Source organism: Nitrospira sp. T9 (genome assembly GCF_052156535.1).
In the GTDB taxonomy this organism is placed as follows: domain Bacteria; phylum Nitrospirota; class Nitrospiria; order Nitrospirales; family UBA8639; genus Nitrospira_E.
Window position 1 is genome coordinate 95,895 of record NZ_JBQKUP010000029.1, and the last position, 18,881, is coordinate 114,775.

Consider the following 18,881-nt stretch of genomic DNA (forward strand, 5'->3'; position numbering starts at 1 on the left):
TGATCGGAGATCACATCAGATAGAAGTTGTATTTCATGATGAAAAATGTCAAAGTTTTGATGCACTCGATCCGACAAAAATCCAATTGTAAAGCGTTATGACATCTCTGTCATGTTTATGAACTCAGGCAAGGAGAACTATCATGATACAAAGCCTTAAAACGTTTCAAGGGCTCGCGGTATTAGGAGTCTTTTTGTTGGGAATTTCTTCCGGTTGTACTTTCAAGGCCACACTCGATACCACTTCGGATACCACCACCAATTTTTTGTCCTCCACCTCCGGCAAATCCTGGTGGACGGAAGATGGGCTTGTCAAACATGGCGAACATGCCAGAGCCTTTGTGGTGACCAACCATGACGTCCTCCTTCAAGAAATCGCCCAAGGGCACGGGGAATATGTCCAGGCCTTCGGGACGATTCTAGGTGTCCCATCTCTTCACCAGGCTCACTTTCAGGCATTACTTCAGAACGAGTATCCTGTCCTGGTTGAGATACCCATTTTGCTTGGAGATGATCAATTAAACAGATTTATCGGTCATGCCCAGCAGGCCGGAATTGATTCTGCGTCCTCAAATCTATAACCCGGCTTGGGTTAATGTCCCGGTCACGTGGTGTTTCCCATTTGAGACATTCATCATTATCTAAAAAGCACTTAGGCTATTAAAAGTTTGGAGGACATGGTCAAGGCTCTGCCCCTCCTTTTAAAAAGCCCAGGCCAATCTTTACCGCACGCCTGGTAATTTCCGCCCATTTGGCTTCCGGATATTCAGCCAAAGCCTTGGCGGCTTTTCCATCCTGAATGTCGAGTTCTTTCACCCGGATAATGCCGTCCTCAATTGTTACATCAGCCACAATACATCCTCCTTGGTTTCCTGCATGTCTCGAATGATGATGAATGAAATTCGGTGTGAGGCAGGGTGAGTTAGTGAAAAGTTCAATTTTCTTGACAGGTTGTAGGTCCAATGCTAGCATTTTCTTAGCCCGTCTGACAGGAAACTCTAATAAAAATTTTCTTAAAAAGGTTAGGGTACCCTAATGATTGAACAAGGCCATGATATGCGTCGAATGGTTCTCCGCATCGGAGGGTGTGCTCTTCTCGCTTTCATGCTTGTGGCATGTGGAGGTCCTCCTAAGTGGGTCGAGGAAGGATCGGGTGTGATGAATGCCGATGACTCCAAGTCCATTTATGGTGTTGGAGCGGTCGTCGGAGTGAAAAATGAACCGCTTGCTTGGGAAACTGCTGAAAATCGGGCACGCGCCGAGTTGGCAAAAACTTTTCGCACCTATTCGGCCTATCTGATGCAGGACTATGCCGCTTCAACCTCTGCGGGGAATTTCACCAAATCAACGGAAGAGCAAAACGTAGAACGGGCGGTCAAGACCTTTTCGGCTGTGACCTTAAATGGAGTTCGTCCCATTGACCGTTACAAGGACGAAGAGACCTCCACCTATTATGTGTTGACCAAGCTGTCCTTTGCGGAAATGAAGGAAGCGCTGCAACAAGCGCAGGAACTGGACGAAGAGGTTCGGGACTTTGTCCGCAAAAACGCTGAAAAGGCCTTTAAAAAATTGGAGCAGGAAGAAGCCAAGCGCCCGGGCGGGCTTTGACCCATGTTTTTAATTGGCGGCCTTTTGCCTTCTTGGTTCATCATCACAAAGGAATCATCTTGCTCCCCATTACTCGACTGATCAAATCTTGCGCGGTTGTTGTCCCCTGTCTCTGCCTACTCTTATTGGGCGGATGCGGAAAAGAAAAAAAGGTGACCAGAGTAGACCCCGGAGTCGTGACCGATTTTAGTGGTCGGTGGAATGACACGGACTCAAAGTTAGTGGCCGAAGCCATGATGAAGGAAATGGTGAGCAGGCCTTGGTTGGAAAACTTTACGAATCAACACAATCGAGTCCCGACGGTGATTGTTGGGACGATCCTCAATAAAAGCCATGAACATATCGATGTGGGCACCTTTGTGACGGACTTGGAACGGGAAATGACCAATTCTCAAAGAGTGCTATTTGTGGCAAGTCAACGGGATCGCGATGAAATTCGTCAGGAGCGACAAGAGCAAGCGGTTCATGCCAGGGAAGATACTCAGAAACGCCCTGGCCAGGAATTGGGGGCGGATTTTATGATGAAGGGCACGATTAGTACGATCGTGGATGAATCTGATGGGGTCAAAGGAATTTATTATCAGGTTGATTTAGATCTCATCAATGTTGAGACGAATGTGAAATCCTGGTACGGACAGAAAAAAATCAAAAAAGTCGTCGAGCGTAAACGTCTCCTCTTTTAACGCAGGGTCATCAAATCCCTTCCGTGACGTGCGGTCGGTTGTTCGGTCCTTCTCTCTCCTTGGCTTTAATCGTCAGGAGCCTTGTTTTTCACCAGCCCACCTTGGCCAACGTGCCCTCTTCTCCATGAGAGTTGAACCGAGAATCCTCCTACTTGCCCTCGGAGCCACCTTGTTTGTCGGGTGTAGTGGCCCTATGTCCCACTATGCCAAGGTAGAGCATAGTCTGTTGGCAGGGAACTCAGACCAGGCTGTGACGATTATTCAATCGGCAAAGGCAGACTATGGAGACAACAATCGCTTGCTCTATTTACTGGATCAGGGCATGGTGCTCCATTTGGCCGAACAATACGTTGAAAGTAATAAGGTTCTGGAGGAGGCGTATACTCTTGTTGAAGACCTGTATACGAGGCACCTTCGAGACGAGGCCTCAGCCCTGCTCGTGAATGAGGCTCAACGGCCCTTTGAAGGGGCTCCTTATGAACATGTCATGATTAACGTGGTGAAGGCGCTGAACTATGCGGCCCTCCAACAGTGGAATGAGGCGTTGGTAGAGGGACGAAGGATTGATCACCGTCTCAATGTACTTCATGATAAACAAGAGGGAAAAGAGACCTACCAAGAAGATCCGTTTGCTCGGTATTTGGTGGGGCTGCTCTATGACATTACCGGTGATCTCAATAATGCCTATGTCGGATATCGAAAGGCTGAACAAGTCTATGAGGACAGTCTGGCGTGGTCCCGTGTTGTTTTTCCGGATATCCTGAAAGCTGATCTGATTCGAACGGCAGAACGATTGGGGTTGTCTGATGAAGTCCGACAGTACCGTGAAAAATATCCGGAAGTCAGTATTTCTTCAGTCTCTGATGGCCTATCCCCTCAGGCCCAACTCATTGTGATCAGTTACCACGGCCAGGGACCTAAGAAAGAAGATGTCATTATTGATGTTCCCGTGAGTTTAGATGCATTGTACCTGGTGGCCCTTACCAAGCCCTGGTTTGGCCGGAGTACTCGGGACACCAGAGGCGGCGAGTCTCTGCTGTATGGCATTCACGGACAAATCGCGCGAATTGCCTTGCCCCGGTTTACGGAGAAAAAAACCTCGTTAGCCCATGAGGTGATCGAAGGCACAAATCAGACTGCCAGTTTTAAAACCCAATCGGAGCGGGTGTATGATATTGCCGCCGTAGCCGAAAAAAATCTGGACGATGATTATAATGAACTCGTGCTCCGGGCAGTAGCTCGATCCGCCATGAAAATGGCGGCGGCTGAAGGCATCGCCATTGGGGCCAGAGCGGCCGTGGGCCGAAACAATCAGGATTGGGTCGGCCTGTTGGTGGGCGCGATTGCTAGAATTTTTGCCCTGGCCACAGAAGAAGCCGATATTCGGTCGTGGCGAACTCTTCCGGGTGAGCTTCAGTTGACACGACTCTGGGTTGAACCGGGTGACTATTCCGTGGCTATCCAGTCCATGGATTACCAGGGACGGAAGGCTGGAGAGTCTCAACATCATCGGCTTCAACTTATGAAAGGCGAAACAACGCTTGTCATTCACCAGAGTTTCCAATAAGCAATCATGAATATCCTGAGAATAGTGATATGGAGTGGAGTAAGCATCCTAGCCGGAGGCTGTGCCTGGTTTGGAGGGAAGACCCCACCCGAATGGATCATGTCGCCTCACCAATCATACCCTGCTGAACGATATCTCACCGGCATTGGAGAAGCCGAATCCCGGGACCAAGCTGAAAAAAGGGCGTATGCCGCGATTGCCAGAGTGTTTACTGCGCAGGTAAACACCCAATCGATGGACCATGAAACGTATTCCATTCAAGAGTCCGGGGTGGGGAGCCAAACACGACGGGAGTTACAACTGGACCAACGGACACAGGTGACGACCAGCAAAGCACTGGAAAATGTGCAGATATTAGATCTCTGGTATCAGCCGTCTACCAGACATTTTTGGGCTTTGGCGGGCCTCGACCGGCAACAGGCTGAGAAAGCTATTCTGGAACGATTACAGGAATGGGATACGAAGATCAAGAACATGATTCATCAAGGCCGAACACATCCTCAGAAAATTCAACGCATCCGAGGCTACAAAGAAGCCATGATTTTATTAGCTGATCGGGATACCCTCAATACAGATCTTCGGGTGATCCGCACCAGTGGAGACAGTCTGCCCCCGTCCTATCGTATCCCACAGATCCAACGTGAATTTATGGATTTTGTCGCCCAAAACTTGGTTATCTCGGTGGCGATTGAAGGAGAATACCATGAGGATATTGAACGTGCGATTTTGGAGGGGCTCAAGCAGGAAGGCTTATTAGGCCGTCCCGCCGATTCAAAGTCCTCTGAGGTTGCGGACCTGGCTATTGTTGGGCAAGGACAATTTTGGACAGTAAATTTACCGGATCCCTTGTTCAAATATGTGCGATGGTGTGGCGATATCGATATCTATGAAAATCCTTCTCATCGACTTATCGGGGTGATTTCGGAGACGGGACGGGAAGGGCATGTAACCGAAAAGGAAGCACGGATTCGTGCCAGCAAAGTCATGCAGGAGGTCATCTCCAAAGAAATCGCCCGTCTGCTCACTCGGTCCGTGTTTAGTGTCGAACCGGATCCGTCACTGAGTCAGAGAGTTCCTAACGCCTGTTCTCACTAAGGGTCTGTTGAAAAAAGCCGCCAGCGGCGTTCTCGCCATTTTTCCGTACTCACGTACTACGCGTACGCTCCGTGCGTAAAAACGGCTGCGGCCTTGCTGGACGGACTTTTTTGAACCGACCTGGAGCCTTTGATGAGTAATCTAATCCTGGGCAAATTTGCCCTTGAAAATCTTTATTATTCAACCCTCCCACTAACACACGGTATTCTTGGTCTTTTTAAGACGTCTCTTTTTTCTTTGTGACGACGGAGATAGATCTGGCGGGTCAGACAAATTAAGAACAGGCTAACATGACAAGTCTTGCTCCAGCCCCTGGAGAAGTCTTTCCCATTCTTGGGTCTTTTCGATGTGCCGGTGCCGGCGGTCCCTCAACGATTCATTGGTGAAATCGGGCAAGGCCCTCAGGTCCTTCTGTGATTGTTTCACCTTTTCATCAGCATCTGCGAGGTATTGGCATACACCCCTGGAGGCCGGAGGCTGTCCTCCCGCTCGTTCAAAAAGTGCGAAGGCACGATAGCCCTGTTCTTGGCCTCTAAATAGGGTTTCTGCTGCTTGATACAGAGAGCCAGTCTGTTGGTGCTCTTCCTTTTGAGCGAGAATTTTTGCCATGAGAGCGGCCTTCCCAATGGAAAGTGCGGCGCCCTCGGGGTCTCCATTCGCAATCGCGTCTTCGGCATGTTGCTCCAGGCGGTCCATTTCTCCGAGCTCTCCGACCATTTGTGTGGAGCCTCTTTCCGCATAAGCAACCATAAGTAGTACCATAAAGAAAAGACCAATGCAGGTAAGCTGGGTGGGAACCAATCTCATGACGTCAGCTGATGGCCGTCAAGATGAATCTGGCTGATGGGACATTGGTTGAGATTCAAAATAGCTTTGCCTACTGAACCTGCCAATCCATATCGATTTGTTTATAGGTCCAGCTCGTGGCCTCCCGCAGTTCGGCCATTTCCTTCGAATTGTCAAAAATCACCCAGATTTTGCTTTGTAGCTCATTAATCGGGGCGATAGACTTTTCATTACGCAGTTTGCCCAAACTCCACACGACCTCTGTCAGAACCGGGAAATCGATGTCCGAAGAGGATTTCAGGTGAGGTAGATTTTCAACCACATAATCAAGCATTGGTGGGGTGACTGAAGGGTCTCCGGTATGGGCACCAATTTCCCCTAATCCTTTAGCTGCGGCCGCTCGAATCTTCGAGTCTTTCTGGGTTTGAAAAATATCCGTTAAGAGGGGAATGCCTTCGCTCCCCGTGCTGGAAAGCGCGACGATGGCCTCTTCTGCTAGTTCAGGATCTTGAATGAGTTCTTTTAGTAAAGGCAGGGTATCGTGTGATTCCACTTGAGGCAGCAGGGATAAAATTCTTAGCTTGCGTTTATTGGGCGTCTGGGGGTTATTGAGTAACTTGAACAAGCGGGCATCATGCCCCCATTCCGTAGCGAGCATAACGGGAAAATCAAATTCTTGAATCCGTTCGGCTAATTGTTGAATCGCATAAAGACCGGATTGTGGAGCGTGAGCGACCTTAGCGGCTTCGCCCGGATCTTCAAAACTGGTGCGGGCTTCTTTGTACCACCCTAAGTCTCGTCCATCCAATTGATAGGAAAAGAGGCAGGCCGGGCCTTTCCAGAGACGGGATGGGGCGCCGGAATGGTCCGCATCACCGCCCCCGCGAGTGGTTCCCGACCATTTTTTTACTTCTTCGCATTTGACGTTTACCCTTACATCGAATGGAGCATCGCGATTGGTTACCACGGTATAGCCCAATTCTTCTAAACGTTGTCTCACCACATTTTCAATGACTGTTCCATCGACTTTGCCCCGTTCTGTCAACGCCAAGACGTGAATCATAATTGTTTGAATGGCCTCGAGTTGCGCCTTTTGTTCTTGGTTGAGATACGTCCGTCGGGCAAAACTCTCTGAACCAAATAACCCAACGAGCAATACTATGGAGATGAATCCAAATGCCGCCCATGTCCTCATGCCTGATCTCCCGATATCCAATATTGTGAGGTTTTAACTGAGATGACCATCCAAGTCTATTTGTTTATAGGTCCAACTCGTAGCCTCCCGTAAATCGGCCATTTCCTTCGAATTGTCAAAAATCACCCAAATCTTCTGCTGAAGCTCTCTCATGGGTTTAAGTGACCCCTCCCATCGCTGCTTGCCAATTGCCCAGACCACTTCAGTGAGTACAGGAAAATCAATATTTTCCGAGGTTTTCAATTGCGGTAATAGCGCAGACACGTATCGCACCAAAGGGGGAATCGGACGGGGGTCCCCCGTCTTGGCCGCAATATCCCCCAAGGCTTTTGCCGCTTCGGCTCGTATGCTTGACTGCCTGCTGGTTTGGAATAGGTCGATGAGCAAGGGTATGGAATGTCCTCCAGCCCCTGAAAGCGCATTGATGGTTTCTTGCTGCAAGTCGGTGGACTCGAGAAGTTTGGTCAGTTGCGGCAGTGCCTCCTCGGCATGCACATCGCTAAGGACGGAAAGAATTTTCACCTTCCGGAGTTTGGGCGTCTTGGGGTTATCCAACAGTTTGAGCAGACGATCGATTTGACCCCATTCGGCCGAGAGCAAAACCGGGAAGTCATATTCCGCGAGCCGTTGGTTGAGCTGGTCCATGGCATAGGCTCCGGCATCCTCAGCCTGAGCCTTTTGAGCAGCTTGCCTGGCATCGGCAAATGTCGTGCGTACCTCTTTTTTCCATTGCAAATCATTGTTTTGGAGGAAATACGTCAAGAGACAGGCCGGCCCTTTCCAGAGTCGGTCAGGGGCATCAGCCAGATCTACGTCTCCTCCGGTGGGGGAGGTGCCGGTCGAGGTTTTAGCTTCTTCACATTTAACTTTCACTGCCACATCGTGCGGCTGGGAGCGGTCCGTGGTGACCGTATACCCTATGTCTTCCAAGCGTGCCTTGACTGTGGCAACCAGTGGACTGGGATCATAGGTCCCTTTTTCTGTTAGGGCGAGGACCTCCACCAACACGGTCTGGGCTTTCTCTAATTGCGTTTTTTGCTCTGGTGTGAGGTGAATTCGGCGGGCCTCGGATTCAATGGTTACGACACACAATATTGCGAAAATGAAAAAAATAGACCAGCGTGTCATGAGTAACCTCCTTACATTATCGCCAAGTCCAACCCCCTCATGAGTCCCATGGGGGTATGACTTGGTTAACAGGAAGTTGAACGGAATTTCTTCAATCGTACCGTATATTAACAATACGACGGCAACATGGCAGCATCTTGCAATTCTATTGCTTTATAGGTCCAATTAGTGGCCTCTCGCAACTCAGCCATTTCTTCTGAATTGTCATGAATCAGCCACACTTTATCCTGTAGTTCTGAAATTGGCTTCATAGAGTGGGCCCATCGTAATTTCCCAATCGCCCAGACCACTTCAGTGAGCAGAGGAAAATCAATATCTTCAGAGGTTTTCAATTGGGGTAAGACTTCGGAAACATATTCCACCAATGGGGGAATCGTGCGGGGATCTCCCGTCCTGGCTGCAATATCCCCTAAGGCTTTTGCCGCTTCCGCCCGCATGTTGGATTGAGGACTGGTTTGGAATAAATCGATGAGGACCGGTATGGAATCGGCTCCTGCGCCTGAAAGCGCATTGATGGTTTCTTGCTGCAAGTCGGTGGACTCGAGAAGTTTAGTCAGTTGGGGGAGGGCGTCTTCCGCATGCACATCGCTGAGGACGGAAAGAATTTTCACCTTCCGGAGTTTGGGCGTCTTGGGGTTATCCAACAGTTTGAGCAGGCGGTCGATTTGACCCCATTCGGCCGAGAGCAGGACGGGGAAGTCATATTCCGCGAGCCGTTGGTTGAGCTGGTCCATGGCATAGGCTCCGGCATCGTCAACCTGGGCCTGCTGGGCCGCCTGCCTGGCATCAGGAAAGGTCGTGCGCACTTCTTTTTTCCATTGAAAATTGTTCTGTTGGAGGAAATACGTCAACAGACAGGCCGGCCCCTTCCAGAGGCGGTTGGGTGCATCAGCCAGGTCCACATCTCCGCCGGAGGGAGAGGTGCGGGTCGACGTTTTAGCTTCTTCACATTTAACTTTCACTGATACATCGTGCGGCTGGGAGCGGTCCGTGGTGACCGTATACCCAATGTCTTCCAAGCGCGCCTTGACCGTGGCCACCAGTGGACTAGGGTCATACGTCCCTTTTTCCGTTAAGGCAAGGACTTCCACCAATACCGTCTGGGCCGTTTCTAATTGAGCTTTTTGCCCTGGCGTGAGAGGAATTTGGCGGGCTTCGGCTGCCATGCCTCCGATACCCAATATCACGAAAATGAAGAAAACAGGCCAGGCTTTCATACCTTCCTCCTTGCTTCTGATTTTTTAATCATTGTGGACTGCAACGTAAGCAAAGGCAACGGAACAAACGGTTCTAAACGAATTTTTAGGGTTTTCTAATATACTCTTCACACAAAGGGGGGGGCAACTCAATGCGGTCCGGAAAACTATCAACCGGGTAGCCCGGGCATGCGACTAATGCTTTCCCTCAAGCAGGGGACCGTATTTGAAAAGGGTTGTTGTTCAATGGAATATTTTTTTAGAAGCAGTTCCTAATGGCATTGAATTGTGTGAAATATTGTTGAGAGATTGTGTTCAATATTCCCTGGAGTGAAGTTGAACCCCCTTCAGTCTCCGGCTATACTCGGTGGATGGGGCAGTCACCAAAGTTTGTATTTTTAGGGGCCGGCAACATGGCTGATGCGTTGGTGACCGGAATTTTGAAAGCCCACCTTGCGTCTCCCGCCAATATTTCTGTTACCGATATTTCCTCAATCCGCCTAGAGCATTTTCAGAAGACCTTTCAAGTTCATGTGGGATCTGATAATGCTGATGAAGTGAAAGCAGCCGATATCATTGTTCTTTGTGTGAAGCCTCAGGTTATGGATACCGTGCTCGCAGAGATCAAAGAGCAGATTTCTCAGGAGCACTTATTGATTTCCGTCGCAGCGGGGTATCCTTTGGCACGCATTCAACAGCATGTCGGGAGAAACATTTCCCTTATTCGTGCGATGCCCAATACTCCTGCGGTCATCCAGGAAGGTGTCACGGCATTGGCCGGAAGTTCAGGGATCTCCCAGGACCACCTTCATCTGGCTCAATCAATCTTTGAATCGGTTGGCAAAGTCGTCATGGTGGAGGAATCCTTAATGGATGCCGTGACGGGCTTGAGCGGAAGTGGACCTGCGTATATCTATCTGGTGATTGAAGCACTCACAGACGGTGGGGTCCTGGTCGGTCTTCCACGAACAGTAGCCAGTGTCCTTGCGGCACAAACGGTATTAGGGGCGGCCAGGATGGTGATTGAAAGTGGCGAACATCCTGCCGTACTTAAAGATCGGGTGACGTCACCGGGTGGGACAACGATTGCGGGTCTTCAAAAACTAGAAACAGGGAAGTTACGGGCGACCTTAATGAAAGCCGTCAAAGCTGCTACGGCTCGGTCCTGTGAGTTGGGTCAATAATGATCTGGGCAGCTGACATTTTCCGCATACATTTCATAATGTTTTATTGAAAGGAGAGTATACGGTGCAGTATTGGGTCAAGGTTACCTTTGTTGATAATAAAGAATTAGAATTCAAGGACGCTATTCGCCATACTATCAGCGATGATATGGAAATTCTTGAAGTCGATACTCCCCAAGAAGTCACCATCATCCCCTTGAAGCAAATTAAGTATTTTTCTTGTGACGCTAGTGTCTTTAACAAGTCATAAGGTAGAGGCCGTTCGATGGGATTAGGAGTCTCTAAATATTCTGATTGGATTATCCGAAAAGAAAGATTGGTGAAGAAAGGGTATGATCCTATTCGTTACATGATCAAATTTCTTATTTAAATGATAATGTCGTCAATATTTAAGATATTGATTCGACAACAGAAAACCGGAAGGTATTGTTTTTTCTATAAGGGATATCGGGGAAATTCTCCTTGCCTAATTCCCCTCTTTATGCCACCATAATCTTATCCCGTAATCCGACGTGAATCTTCTTCCATAAATACACCCAGTACAATTGTTTAGTATGACGATTCGTTATAGATGCGGAAGGAATGATGATGGTCATGAGAACAATTAAAAAGGTCGGTAAACAAATCGGTCTGGTCATGGCCTTATTGGGAGTACTGTTGGTCCTTTGGGAGCTTCCCCATCACGATCGAAATTACCTCTCCCATCAGGAGCGGACTGCGCAATTAGGAACAAACCTGCCCGCGTATGAGGTAAAGACCTTTTTGCGACATATTGAGACTAGGCTGCCTTCTTACCGTGAAGAATTTCAGGAAGCTGAAAAAAAATCAGGTATTTCATGGATGTTGTTGGCCGCCATGGCCTATCAGGAGTCGCAATGGAATAACAAGGCCGTCAGCCCCACAGGGGTTCGAGGAATTATGATGCTCACACGTTCCACGGCCTCGGATCTGGGAATCAAAAACCGGCTTGACCCGTCAAAAAGCATTGCCGGTGGGGCTCGCTATCTGTCCTATTTACAAAAGCGGGTTCCTGACCACATTCGCATGCCGGATCGCATGTTTATTGCTCTTGCGGCCTACAATGTCGGTATGGGACATATTAACGATGCTCGATTGCTTGCTGAGCGTTTAGGTAAAAACTCCAATCAGTGGGAAGACATTAAAAGCATTCTTCCCCTCTTAGCTCACAAGGAATATTATCAGGACCTGCCTCATCGTTATGCCCGTGGATGGGAGCCTGTAAGATATGTCAAGCGGATTCGAGCCTATCGGAACATCCTTCAACAGGTTGTGAAACGAGAGGCAAAAAGCTCGCAAGTGGATATTTAACTTTTTTTATATTCAACGTTTGATATTTGGCCTTACTCCTGTGGCCTTCTTCATTGGTCTCTTCCCCTCGTTTTAGTTTTTTTCAATTCACTTTTCCCCAGTTGGTTCGCCCATCCAGAGATTCATAAGTGAAGCCATTCGGCGTAATCGGTTTTGTAAGAACAAAAAACCCTAGATTTCGAGATCTTGAAAAATGAAACGGTGGATTATTCGGGGAAAAGAAAATCTGGGCTCTAGGGCGTCTGGGCCCCAAGTGGTTCATCTGGCCGGGCACGTTCAATGGATAGTGCGGTATCATTTGGCAAAATTTTGGCCTTAATCCTATCCCCAAATTCGAAGGATTCAGAGAGGTCTGTTTCAGCAGTAACCTCGATACGAATTTCTCCTCGATCCCCCCTGACAACATAAAGATTTCCATCAATCATTAGGATCTCGGCCACAATCGTACGAACTTTTGGGGCCACCTTTGGAGCAGTCGTTGCTGGGTCATTTTTAGGAGGTGTGGGTTCTGTTTCGGGGGCAATTCCAACCGGAGGCGCTGTCGGAGTCGAGGCCAAAGGGCCTTCCTCCAAGCGAATCCCAGGAGAATCATCTGGACTCGCGCGAACAATTGATAATGCTTTATCTTGTGGATTGACCCGTGCTTTGATCCGATCCCCAAACTTGAAGGATTCGGATAACTTGGTCTGGGGTGTGACTTCAATTCGAATTTCTCCATAGTCGCTTCTGATGATATAAAAATTTCTATCAACCATTAAGATGTCAGCAACGATAATCCGCACATTCGGCGATACTTTTGTCGGGGGAGTTGATGGTTTCGATTTAGCACCTGGAGATGGAGTGGATGGAGGAGCCGGGGTGACGGGAGATTTGCTTGTTGTCCCTATCGGTTCCCCTGGTTGTGCTCTTGTGATGGTAATGGCCTTGTCGTCTGGTAAAAGCACTGCTTTGATACGATCGCCAAAGGTGAATGACTCCGCCAGTTGAGTTTCCGGAGTGACTTCGATACGAATTTCTCCACGTTCCCCGCGCACCACATAAAACCCGCCATCGACCATTAGGAGGTCCGCAACAACGGTTCTGGTTTTTGGGGGAGGGGATGGTTGAGAAGAGACTTGAGCCAATTCTACACCATCACCTTCAGTGGCAAAAATAGATTGAGGACCACCTAGTAATACAAAAAAGACGACAAGAATCAATATCAATTCAACAACAGTGCGAAGAGGCCTGATTGTCAGAAGGTTCAAATGCTTCATGCTGGTGGGGAAGAAGGACATGTGAAGTTTTTGTTTTCGTGGTGCCGAGGCGCAGAATCGAACTGCGGACACCAGCCTTTTCAGGGCTGTGCTCTACCAACTGAGCTACCTCGGCACACTCCTAGAACCATTGACTTCGACCTAATTTTATAACATAAAGGCTTCTTCATTTTCCAATTAATTATATAAACTTTTTCCTGTTTTGAGGATTTGGAATTGGAAAAGTTTTTTAAACATTACGCCCTCGGTGGCGAGGGCTCAAAGTCTTATGGGCATCTCTAAAAACCCCTGACAATCTGAGCATCATTTGCGATACTTCCAACCCACGGAGGATTGCTCATGTCGCCACCCAGCCAACTCAGTTTTTTTGATCTCGCCACCCGCTACGACGCCCTGAGTCATCACGGGGATCCCTTAGAATCGCTTGCCTCCCATGTGCCTTGGTGGAGTTTCGGCCGGCCTTGGAAAAAGTTCTCCGCGGCTCCAAGCGCAAGCAAGGCAGTCGACCCCCCTTTGATGCCGTGCTGATGTTCAAAATCCTCGTCCTGCAAGCCCTTTATAATTTGTCTGATGAGCAAACCGAATATCAGATTCGCGATCGCCTGTCCTTCATGCGGTTCTTGGGCCTCGATTTGGATCAACGTATCCCCGATGCCAAGACCATCTGGTTGTTTCGCGAAACCCTCGCCCAAGCCCAGGTCGTGGAGAGCCTCTTTGCACAATTTGCAGCCTATCTGGCCGAGCAGGGCTTACAACCCCGTGGAGGCCAACTGATTGATGCGTCACTGGTCCCGGTGCCCAAGCAACGGAACTCGCGCGACGAAAACGCGACGATCCAAGCCGGGGAGTGTCCGCCGGAGTGGGACGGTCAACCCGCCAAACGACGGCAGAAAGACACAGAAGCCCGTTGGACCGTGAAGCATGGTGAGAATCATTATGGCTACAAGAACCATGTGAACGTGGATAAGACGCATAAGCTGATTCGGCAGTATACCGTCACCGATGCAGCAGTGCATGACAGTCAGGTTTTGGAAGAGGTGCTGATGCCCCCGGAGGCCGGACGGGATGTCTGGGCCGACTCGGCCTACCGATCCACCGAGATCGACGCCCACCTCAAAGCCACCGGGCTGCGCTCCACGATTCACCGGAAAGGGTATCGCCACAAACCCCTGACCGCGCAACAGAAGTCCCACAACCGGTGCCGCTCACGCATTCGCGCGCGTGTCGAGCATGTCTTCGGCCATCAGGTCACCGCGATGAGTGGCAAATGGATTCGAACGGTTGGGCTCGTGCGGGCTCGGCTCAAGATTGGGATGAAGAATCTCACCTATAATTTCCACCGGTTTCTCCTCCTCACTGTTCCCCGAAAGACTCAGGTGGCTTAAGATGAAGGAGAATCAGGCAAAGTGAATCCCTCAAGGACCCGCTGAGTACTCCACTCATCCTCATGGCCAGGACTTTCGGAAACTGGCACTCCAAGCGAGAGCAAGGAGCTGGGACAAAACCAAGAGTTTTTAGAGGTGCCCTTATGTTTGTGAGGTGTGACGCGATTTTTGTTACCAGGTGAACCGGAGAAATCCTCCATCGTAATCCGGGGCATTGATTGAGGGAGGAAAAAGAAGAGGTTGTTCCCGCTTGAGGTCCAGGGCTTTTGGTAAATTCTCTGAAGGAACGACCGATTGAAAAGCCTGAATGCTATGCATTTCGATTCCGAATTCGATGCCTGGCAGTTTCCCTGGTGATTTCAGGTGAAACAGAGAGCTTTCTTGCGATTGTTTCTTTTGGAAATGGTTCTGAGAAAATGTTTTCCCCAATAACCTTTTCTCCCAACCTTGCGTCTTTCGCAAGTTAATGGACCTTTTGCTAGTCGAATTGTCCACTGGAACCTGGTCACTAGCGGTCAATTCTTCTTCGGAATTCAGGGCTGCCTTAACCGTTAAATCTTCCACTGGAAAGAGGGTAAGCCATGAAGTAAATAAAACGAATGTGATTGCTAGAAACGAAAGTTTAGGTATTTTTTCTTTTTCCATAATGGAACTCCCAATCTCTTCGATGCACCAACTATTCTACCATAAAATGAAGGCTATAGTGGTCGGAACCGCTTTTTGCTTGGGGGTTTATGAAGGCGCTCCTATCCTTAATTGTGCTTTCGCCCCAGGCAGGTTTTTCAGAAACCCTTTTCGTATACCTAAATGCTCGGATTCAGAAGGTTTCGACTCTTTATGAATGGTTTGCGAACCGATTCGAAAAAAAATGATCCAGTTTTACTCGCCAGGAGTGAGACAAAATTTGATGGCAACCGTGGTAGTTAGTTTCAAAAGGGGTGAGATGCGTTATGAGTTGCACGTATGACCGAGTCAAAACAAACCGTTTAAGACGGATGGTTATATGTAGGATGTATGCCTCACTGTATGCGATAGGAGGAACCTATGGATCAACTCCACTCCTGTGCTTTTTTGAACAGAGTTACCCCTTCCTTAATGTGATACATGCTCGATCGGGTCCTGCGCATTTTTTACAGCAGGAAGTCATTGTCCGCTCAGTCCAATCCTCGCTTCCTTGACGGTTTTTGTGACTGCCAGGTATTCTCAACACTATTCCGTCCATGAAATATATTTACCTCAGGAAAACATAAGGCTATGCAAACCAATAAATCTCAGGATGAACTTGAAGTTTCAGGAGAAGAGGAAGAGCTTTCCCCTGAGGAATACCTGAAACCCTTGCTTCAACGAGCCAAACAGGCTGCCCGCCCATTGAGTGCTTTGAATGCCATGAAAAAGAATGCCGCGTTAATGGCTATGGCTGATGGGCTGGAGGCTGGAGAAGAAGCGATCCTTAAGGCCAATGAAGAAGATCTTTCAGCATTCGAAGGGAATCCCTCACGGACGGCTATGGCTGATCGACTTCGCTTAACTCCAGCCAGAATTGCCGATATGGCGGCGCACATTCGCGAGATTGCCCAGTTACGGGATCCAGTTGGCGAATCGATGGGGTTCTGGCAACGACCCAATGGAATGAGAGTCGGTCGAGTGCGTGTGCCGATTGGGGTGATCGGAATCATTTATGAATCCCGCCCCAATGTGACCGCTGATGCGGCAGCCCTCTGTCTCAAATCCGGCAATGTGTGTGTGCTGCGAGGGGGGTCCGAGGCACACCATTCCAATTTGGCTCTTGCGACGATTCTTGGGGAGGCGGCCCAAAAGGCTGGAATTCCCGAAGGAGCAATTACCTTTATCGGCAAGACTGACCGCGAGGTCGTTCTTGCTCTGCTCAAAAGTCACCGGTTTGTTGATCTCATCATTCCTCGTGGTGGCGAGGCGCTGATGGACACGGTCACTCAGCACGCGACCATCCCGGTGATCAAGCACGACAAAGGCGTATGCCATATTTATGTGGATTCAGATGTGGATCTGGCCATGGCCCAACGAATCAGTTTCAACGCGAAAGCTCAGCGTTGCTCGACCTGTAACAGCATGGAAACTCTTCTGGTGCATGAGAAAGTAGCCAAAAAATTCTTGCCGCCCTTAGCCGAAGAATTTATTGAGGCAGGAGTGGAAATGCGGGGATGTTTGAAAACCTGCCAGATCCTTTCTCAGGCCAAACCTGCCCAAGAAGACGATTTCGGTAAAGAATTTTTATCGCTCATTGTGGCGATCAAAGTGGTGAAGGATATGGAGAGCGCCATGGACCATATTCACCAATACGGTTCCCGTCATACGGACTCTATTTTGACCAATGACTATGATCGGGCTCTGCGATTTTTGCGAGAGGTGGATTCCAGTACCGTGATGGTCAATGCCTCGACCCGCTTGAACGACGGCTACGAGTTTGGGTTGGGTGCCGAAATTGGGATTAGCACAACCCGGATCCATGCTCGTGGTCCCATGGGGTTAGAAGATTTAACCTGTTCGAAATATGTTGTATACGGTTCCGGTCAAGTCCGGGAGTAAGGCCCCGATCGGTTCGATGCAGTGTTCCCTCCATTTGTTTCTCACACCAGTCCCGTCTCCGGTTTTTGTTTTCAGAGGCAATCTGCCTTCTAAGCTTTTCCATGCCTCACCATGAACATTCAATGCGTATTGAACCATCCCCAAGCCTTACGTTTTCCTGCCAATCAGGTCTATAGACAGGAATGGGAGTCCGCGGGTGGGCGGATCTTCGAACAGCCCACTGGTCATTGTGTGTTGTATGGCAAGCATGGGCAACGGATTCTTTTGGCAGATCCAGAGGGAAATCCTCTCCATGAATGTTTGTGGGAGCAAAAGCCAACGGGGGCGCTATCCCTTGTCTCTGCCCGTCTTCGATTGGATTGGGGTCAATGGGTCGGGATTAAACCAGAAGGGTTGGTCAATACCATTTCCCTAGATTTATCTCGGCGGCCAGGCTGGGAACAGATCACCCAGGATGACCTGCGTCAGATGGCAGCCCGGTCCTTGCATTCCGACTTGGCAATGGTCCGATTTTTCTATCGGGATGAGGATGTCGTCCTTCATGGTAACGGGCACGCCACGATTCACCAGGTTAAAGACGCTTTTTATGTGTTACCCAATGGATCTTTTGAAGACGCCAGGTTCATGTCATGTATGAGTCGGATGGAGTGGAGTCGGATTGACTATCTCCCAGTGGTAGAATTGTTTTTATCCCTTTTGCCGGGAACCGGTAGTGCGACCTTTGAATTCATCCGAGGTCTCTACGACGATCAAAATAGTAATGGGGGCCGTGCCCTGCAATACCGTGGTATTCCGGCATATCCCTCCGAGGCGGCGTTCCGGCTCTTCAGCCTGTTTTTTACCCCTTCCGTTTCTACCAGGCAATCCCCGCTGGAAGTATTTTTGGATATTGAACGATCGCATGAAGTTCACTGGCTTCCCGCTTCCGGTTTCCCCGTTCGCTATATGGATGAAGAACAGCATGTTTGCGTGACGGTCAGAAACCAGATGATTCAAAAAGTCACATGGTGGGATGATCCTTCCGGCCTATCGTTTAACCGAATACCCGAGTCAGGTCTACCGGTGTCGGACAATCGGGGAACGGGAGTTACGGCGGACGGCCTGTGGTTATTTGATGGCCCTGAGCAAAAGGAATTGACCATTCGACCATCCTGGCAGCTGTCCAAACCGAACCATTCGGTTTCCTGGAAACCGCTCGCCTGCACTTGGCGGGACGGTTTTCCCATAAAACCCCCTCTGCTGACTCCCCAGGAAGCCTTCTCTTCGGTTTTACTGTATCCTGATAAATCTGAAATGATCGGGGAAAAGGAAAGTCAACCTTTCGTTTTGGATTTTTGGGATGATCTTTTTGAAGAAAACCAGGATCTCTTTCACTTACGATCTCACGCCAAACGCGTCTTGCTTTCCCATTGCGAAGCGGGATTGGGTTCATGCCTCCAGTTCCAGGAAACTCAAATTTATACCATTTGGTACATCTGGCCACAATTTGCTCAAAAACATGCCCAATCTATTTGGAATAGGCTTTCTAGGATGGACCGGTTGTCATGGTTTTCAAATTTTCAATTTTTCCCCTTTGAGCGGCTCATGTTGAAAACATTGCCGACAAGGTATGATTGGATTTATCTCTGGATTCCCTTTTCAGATTATTCAAATTCCAATATGCTCGACTGTTGGGTAAAATTTTTACGGACCTATCTTGCTGAGGGGAGTGTCGGTTGTGTGGCCGGGCCTTCCGTTCTGAAAGAGAATCTCCAGAAGCTAGGCCTTCAAATTCTCCATTCTGCCGCAGGCGATTCTTTGCCTCCCTTCCGGATTCACCAAACGATACTTCCCAATGGATGGGTAAATCCTGAATTGACGGTCTGGATTATTCAAAATCCTGTTCGGTATTAATTTCAAGGGGCC

17 protein-coding genes, 1 tRNA gene and 1 pseudogene are annotated in these 18,881 nt (G+C 49.1%); 11 read left to right on the forward strand and 8 right to left on the reverse strand.

The annotated features are described in order from the left end of the window. The first annotated feature begins 142 nt into the window (after positions 1 to 142). Entirely contained in the window at positions 143 to 580 is a 438-nt protein-coding gene (locus tag ACTRXD_RS05540; RefSeq protein ID WP_442430847.1) for a DUF3015 family protein, read from the forward strand. Positions 581 to 680: 100 nt separating this feature from the next. Here ACTRXD_RS05540 and ACTRXD_RS05545 read toward each other — a convergent pair whose 3' ends face one another. Then, positions 681 to 851, reverse strand: coding sequence for a hypothetical protein (locus ACTRXD_RS05545; RefSeq protein WP_312641440.1), 171 nt, complete (start codon positions 849 to 851; stop codon positions 681 to 683). A gap of 183 nt (positions 852 to 1,034) precedes the next feature. Here ACTRXD_RS05545 and ACTRXD_RS05550 point away from each other — a divergent pair, with 183 nt between their 5' ends. From ACTRXD_RS05550 to ACTRXD_RS05565, 4 genes are all read left to right on the forward strand, one after another. Further along, positions 1,035 to 1,607, forward strand: a complete 573-nt coding sequence (locus tag ACTRXD_RS05550) for a hypothetical protein (RefSeq protein ID WP_442430848.1) — start codon at positions 1,035 to 1,037, stop codon at positions 1,605 to 1,607. A 59-nt stretch (positions 1,608 to 1,666) separates the two neighbouring features. Then, the gene (locus ACTRXD_RS05555) at positions 1,667 to 2,290 is read left to right on the forward strand and encodes a penicillin-binding protein activator LpoB (protein WP_442430849.1); all 624 of its coding nucleotides are present in this window, start codon (positions 1,667 to 1,669) and stop codon (positions 2,288 to 2,290) included. A 124-nt stretch (positions 2,291 to 2,414) separates the two neighbouring features. Continuing rightward, positions 2,415 to 3,857: a COG3014 family protein gene (locus ACTRXD_RS05560; protein ID WP_442430850.1), complete on the forward strand. Its 1,443-nt coding sequence runs from the start codon at positions 2,415 to 2,417 to the stop codon at positions 3,855 to 3,857. A 6-nt stretch (positions 3,858 to 3,863) separates the two neighbouring features. Beyond that, positions 3,864 to 4,952 (forward strand): LPP20 family lipoprotein, encoded by a 1,089-nt coding sequence (locus tag ACTRXD_RS05565; RefSeq protein WP_442430851.1) that lies wholly within the window; start codon positions 3,864 to 3,866, stop codon positions 4,950 to 4,952. Between the two features lie 285 nt (positions 4,953 to 5,237). Here the strand turns inward: ACTRXD_RS05565 and ACTRXD_RS05570 are convergent, their stop codons facing one another. From ACTRXD_RS05570 to ACTRXD_RS05585, 4 genes are all read right to left on the reverse strand, one after another. After that, positions 5,238 to 5,669, reverse strand: a complete 432-nt coding sequence (locus ACTRXD_RS05570) for a hypothetical protein (protein ID WP_442430852.1) — start codon at positions 5,667 to 5,669, stop codon at positions 5,238 to 5,240. A 160-nt stretch (positions 5,670 to 5,829) separates the two neighbouring features. Continuing rightward, positions 5,830 to 6,933: a HEAT repeat domain-containing protein gene (locus tag ACTRXD_RS05575; RefSeq protein WP_442430853.1), complete on the reverse strand. Its 1,104-nt coding sequence runs from the start codon at positions 6,931 to 6,933 to the stop codon at positions 5,830 to 5,832. A 33-nt stretch (positions 6,934 to 6,966) separates the two neighbouring features. Then, positions 6,967 to 8,061 (reverse strand): HEAT repeat domain-containing protein, encoded by a 1,095-nt coding sequence (locus ACTRXD_RS05580; RefSeq protein ID WP_442430854.1) that lies wholly within the window; start codon positions 8,059 to 8,061, stop codon positions 6,967 to 6,969. Positions 8,062 to 8,168: 107 nt separating this feature from the next. Beyond that, complete coding sequence (locus tag ACTRXD_RS05585) at positions 8,169 to 9,278, reverse strand: HEAT repeat domain-containing protein (protein WP_442430855.1); 1,110 nt, start codon at positions 9,276 to 9,278, stop codon at positions 8,169 to 8,171. Between the two features lie 350 nt (positions 9,279 to 9,628). Between ACTRXD_RS05585 and proC the strand changes: the two genes are divergently transcribed. The 3 genes from proC (at position 9,629) to ACTRXD_RS05600 (ending at position 11,770) form a co-directional block, all read left to right on the forward strand. Next, positions 9,629 to 10,441, forward strand: a complete 813-nt coding sequence (gene proC, locus ACTRXD_RS05590; protein WP_442431017.1) for a pyrroline-5-carboxylate reductase — start codon at positions 9,629 to 9,631, stop codon at positions 10,439 to 10,441. 64 nt (positions 10,442 to 10,505) lie between these two features. Beyond that, the gene (locus ACTRXD_RS05595; RefSeq protein WP_442430856.1) at positions 10,506 to 10,691 is read left to right on the forward strand and encodes a hypothetical protein; all 186 of its coding nucleotides are present in this window, start codon (positions 10,506 to 10,508) and stop codon (positions 10,689 to 10,691) included. A gap of 344 nt (positions 10,692 to 11,035) precedes the next feature. Next, complete coding sequence (locus tag ACTRXD_RS05600; protein ID WP_442430857.1) at positions 11,036 to 11,770, forward strand: transglycosylase SLT domain-containing protein; 735 nt, start codon at positions 11,036 to 11,038, stop codon at positions 11,768 to 11,770. A gap of 233 nt (positions 11,771 to 12,003) precedes the next feature. Here the strand turns inward: ACTRXD_RS05600 and ACTRXD_RS05605 are convergent, their stop codons facing one another. Next, on the reverse strand, positions 12,004 to 13,047 hold the full coding sequence (locus tag ACTRXD_RS05605) for a hypothetical protein (RefSeq protein ID WP_442430858.1): 1,044 nt from the start codon (positions 13,045 to 13,047) through the stop codon (positions 12,004 to 12,006). Between the two features lie 18 nt (positions 13,048 to 13,065). Next, positions 13,066 to 13,141: transfer RNA gene (locus tag ACTRXD_RS05610), tRNA-Phe, on the reverse strand. A gap of 224 nt (positions 13,142 to 13,365) precedes the next feature. Between ACTRXD_RS05610 and ACTRXD_RS05615 the strand changes: the two are divergent. Further along, a pseudogene (locus tag ACTRXD_RS05615) lies at positions 13,366 to 14,411 on the forward strand (IS5 family transposase). Between the two features lie 171 nt (positions 14,412 to 14,582). Here the strand turns inward: ACTRXD_RS05615 and ACTRXD_RS05620 are convergent. Further along, entirely contained in the window at positions 14,583 to 14,729 is a 147-nt protein-coding gene (locus tag ACTRXD_RS05620; RefSeq protein ID WP_442430859.1) for a hypothetical protein, read from the reverse strand. Positions 14,730 to 15,665: 936 nt separating this feature from the next. Here ACTRXD_RS05620 and ACTRXD_RS05625 point away from each other — a divergent pair. Both ACTRXD_RS05625 and ACTRXD_RS05630 read left to right on the forward strand, forming a co-directional pair. Next, the gene (locus ACTRXD_RS05625; protein WP_442430860.1) at positions 15,666 to 16,976 is read left to right on the forward strand and encodes a glutamate-5-semialdehyde dehydrogenase; all 1,311 of its coding nucleotides are present in this window, start codon (positions 15,666 to 15,668) and stop codon (positions 16,974 to 16,976) included. Positions 16,977 to 17,087: 111 nt separating this feature from the next. Beyond that, on the forward strand, positions 17,088 to 18,869 hold the full coding sequence (locus ACTRXD_RS05630) for a hypothetical protein (protein WP_442430861.1): 1,782 nt from the start codon (positions 17,088 to 17,090) through the stop codon (positions 18,867 to 18,869). The last annotated feature ends 12 nt before the right edge of the window (positions 18,870 to 18,881 follow it).

What these genes read in the sequence shown, in the direction of transcription:
- ACTRXD_RS05560 (WP_442430850.1), top strand. Translation starts at nt 2,415, where the DNA reads ATGAGAGTTGAACCGAGAATCCTCCTACTTGCCCTCGGAGCCACCTTG.
- ACTRXD_RS05600 (WP_442430857.1), top strand. Translation starts at nt 11,036, where the DNA reads ATGAGAACAATTAAAAAGGTCGGTAAACAAATCGGTCTGGTCATGGCC.
- ACTRXD_RS05575 (WP_442430853.1), bottom strand. Translation starts at nt 6,933, where the DNA reads ATGAGGACATGGGCGGCATTTGGATTCATCTCCATAGTATTGCTCGTT.
- ACTRXD_RS05580 (WP_442430854.1), bottom strand. Translation starts at nt 8,061, where the DNA reads ATGACACGCTGGTCTATTTTTTTCATTTTCGCAATATTGTGTGTCGTA.
- ACTRXD_RS05565 (WP_442430851.1), top strand. Translation starts at nt 3,864, where the DNA reads ATGAATATCCTGAGAATAGTGATATGGAGTGGAGTAAGCATCCTAGCC.
- ACTRXD_RS05550 (WP_442430848.1), top strand. Translation starts at nt 1,035, where the DNA reads ATGATTGAACAAGGCCATGATATGCGTCGAATGGTTCTCCGCATCGGA.
- ACTRXD_RS05570 (WP_442430852.1), bottom strand. Translation starts at nt 5,669, where the DNA reads ATGGTCGGAGAGCTCGGAGAAATGGACCGCCTGGAGCAACATGCCGAA.
- proC (WP_442431017.1), top strand. Translation starts at nt 9,629, where the DNA reads ATGGGGCAGTCACCAAAGTTTGTATTTTTAGGGGCCGGCAACATGGCT.
- ACTRXD_RS05540 (WP_442430847.1), top strand. Translation starts at nt 143, where the DNA reads ATGATACAAAGCCTTAAAACGTTTCAAGGGCTCGCGGTATTAGGAGTC.
- ACTRXD_RS05585 (WP_442430855.1), bottom strand. Translation starts at nt 9,278, where the DNA reads ATGAAAGCCTGGCCTGTTTTCTTCATTTTCGTGATATTGGGTATCGGA.
- ACTRXD_RS05625 (WP_442430860.1), top strand. Translation starts at nt 15,666, where the DNA reads ATGCAAACCAATAAATCTCAGGATGAACTTGAAGTTTCAGGAGAAGAG.
- ACTRXD_RS05620 (WP_442430859.1), bottom strand. Translation starts at nt 14,729, where the DNA reads ATGCATAGCATTCAGGCTTTTCAATCGGTCGTTCCTTCAGAGAATTTA.
- ACTRXD_RS05605 (WP_442430858.1), bottom strand. Translation starts at nt 13,047, where the DNA reads ATGTCCTTCTTCCCCACCAGCATGAAGCATTTGAACCTTCTGACAATC.
- ACTRXD_RS05630 (WP_442430861.1), top strand. Translation starts at nt 17,088, where the DNA reads ATGAACATTCAATGCGTATTGAACCATCCCCAAGCCTTACGTTTTCCT.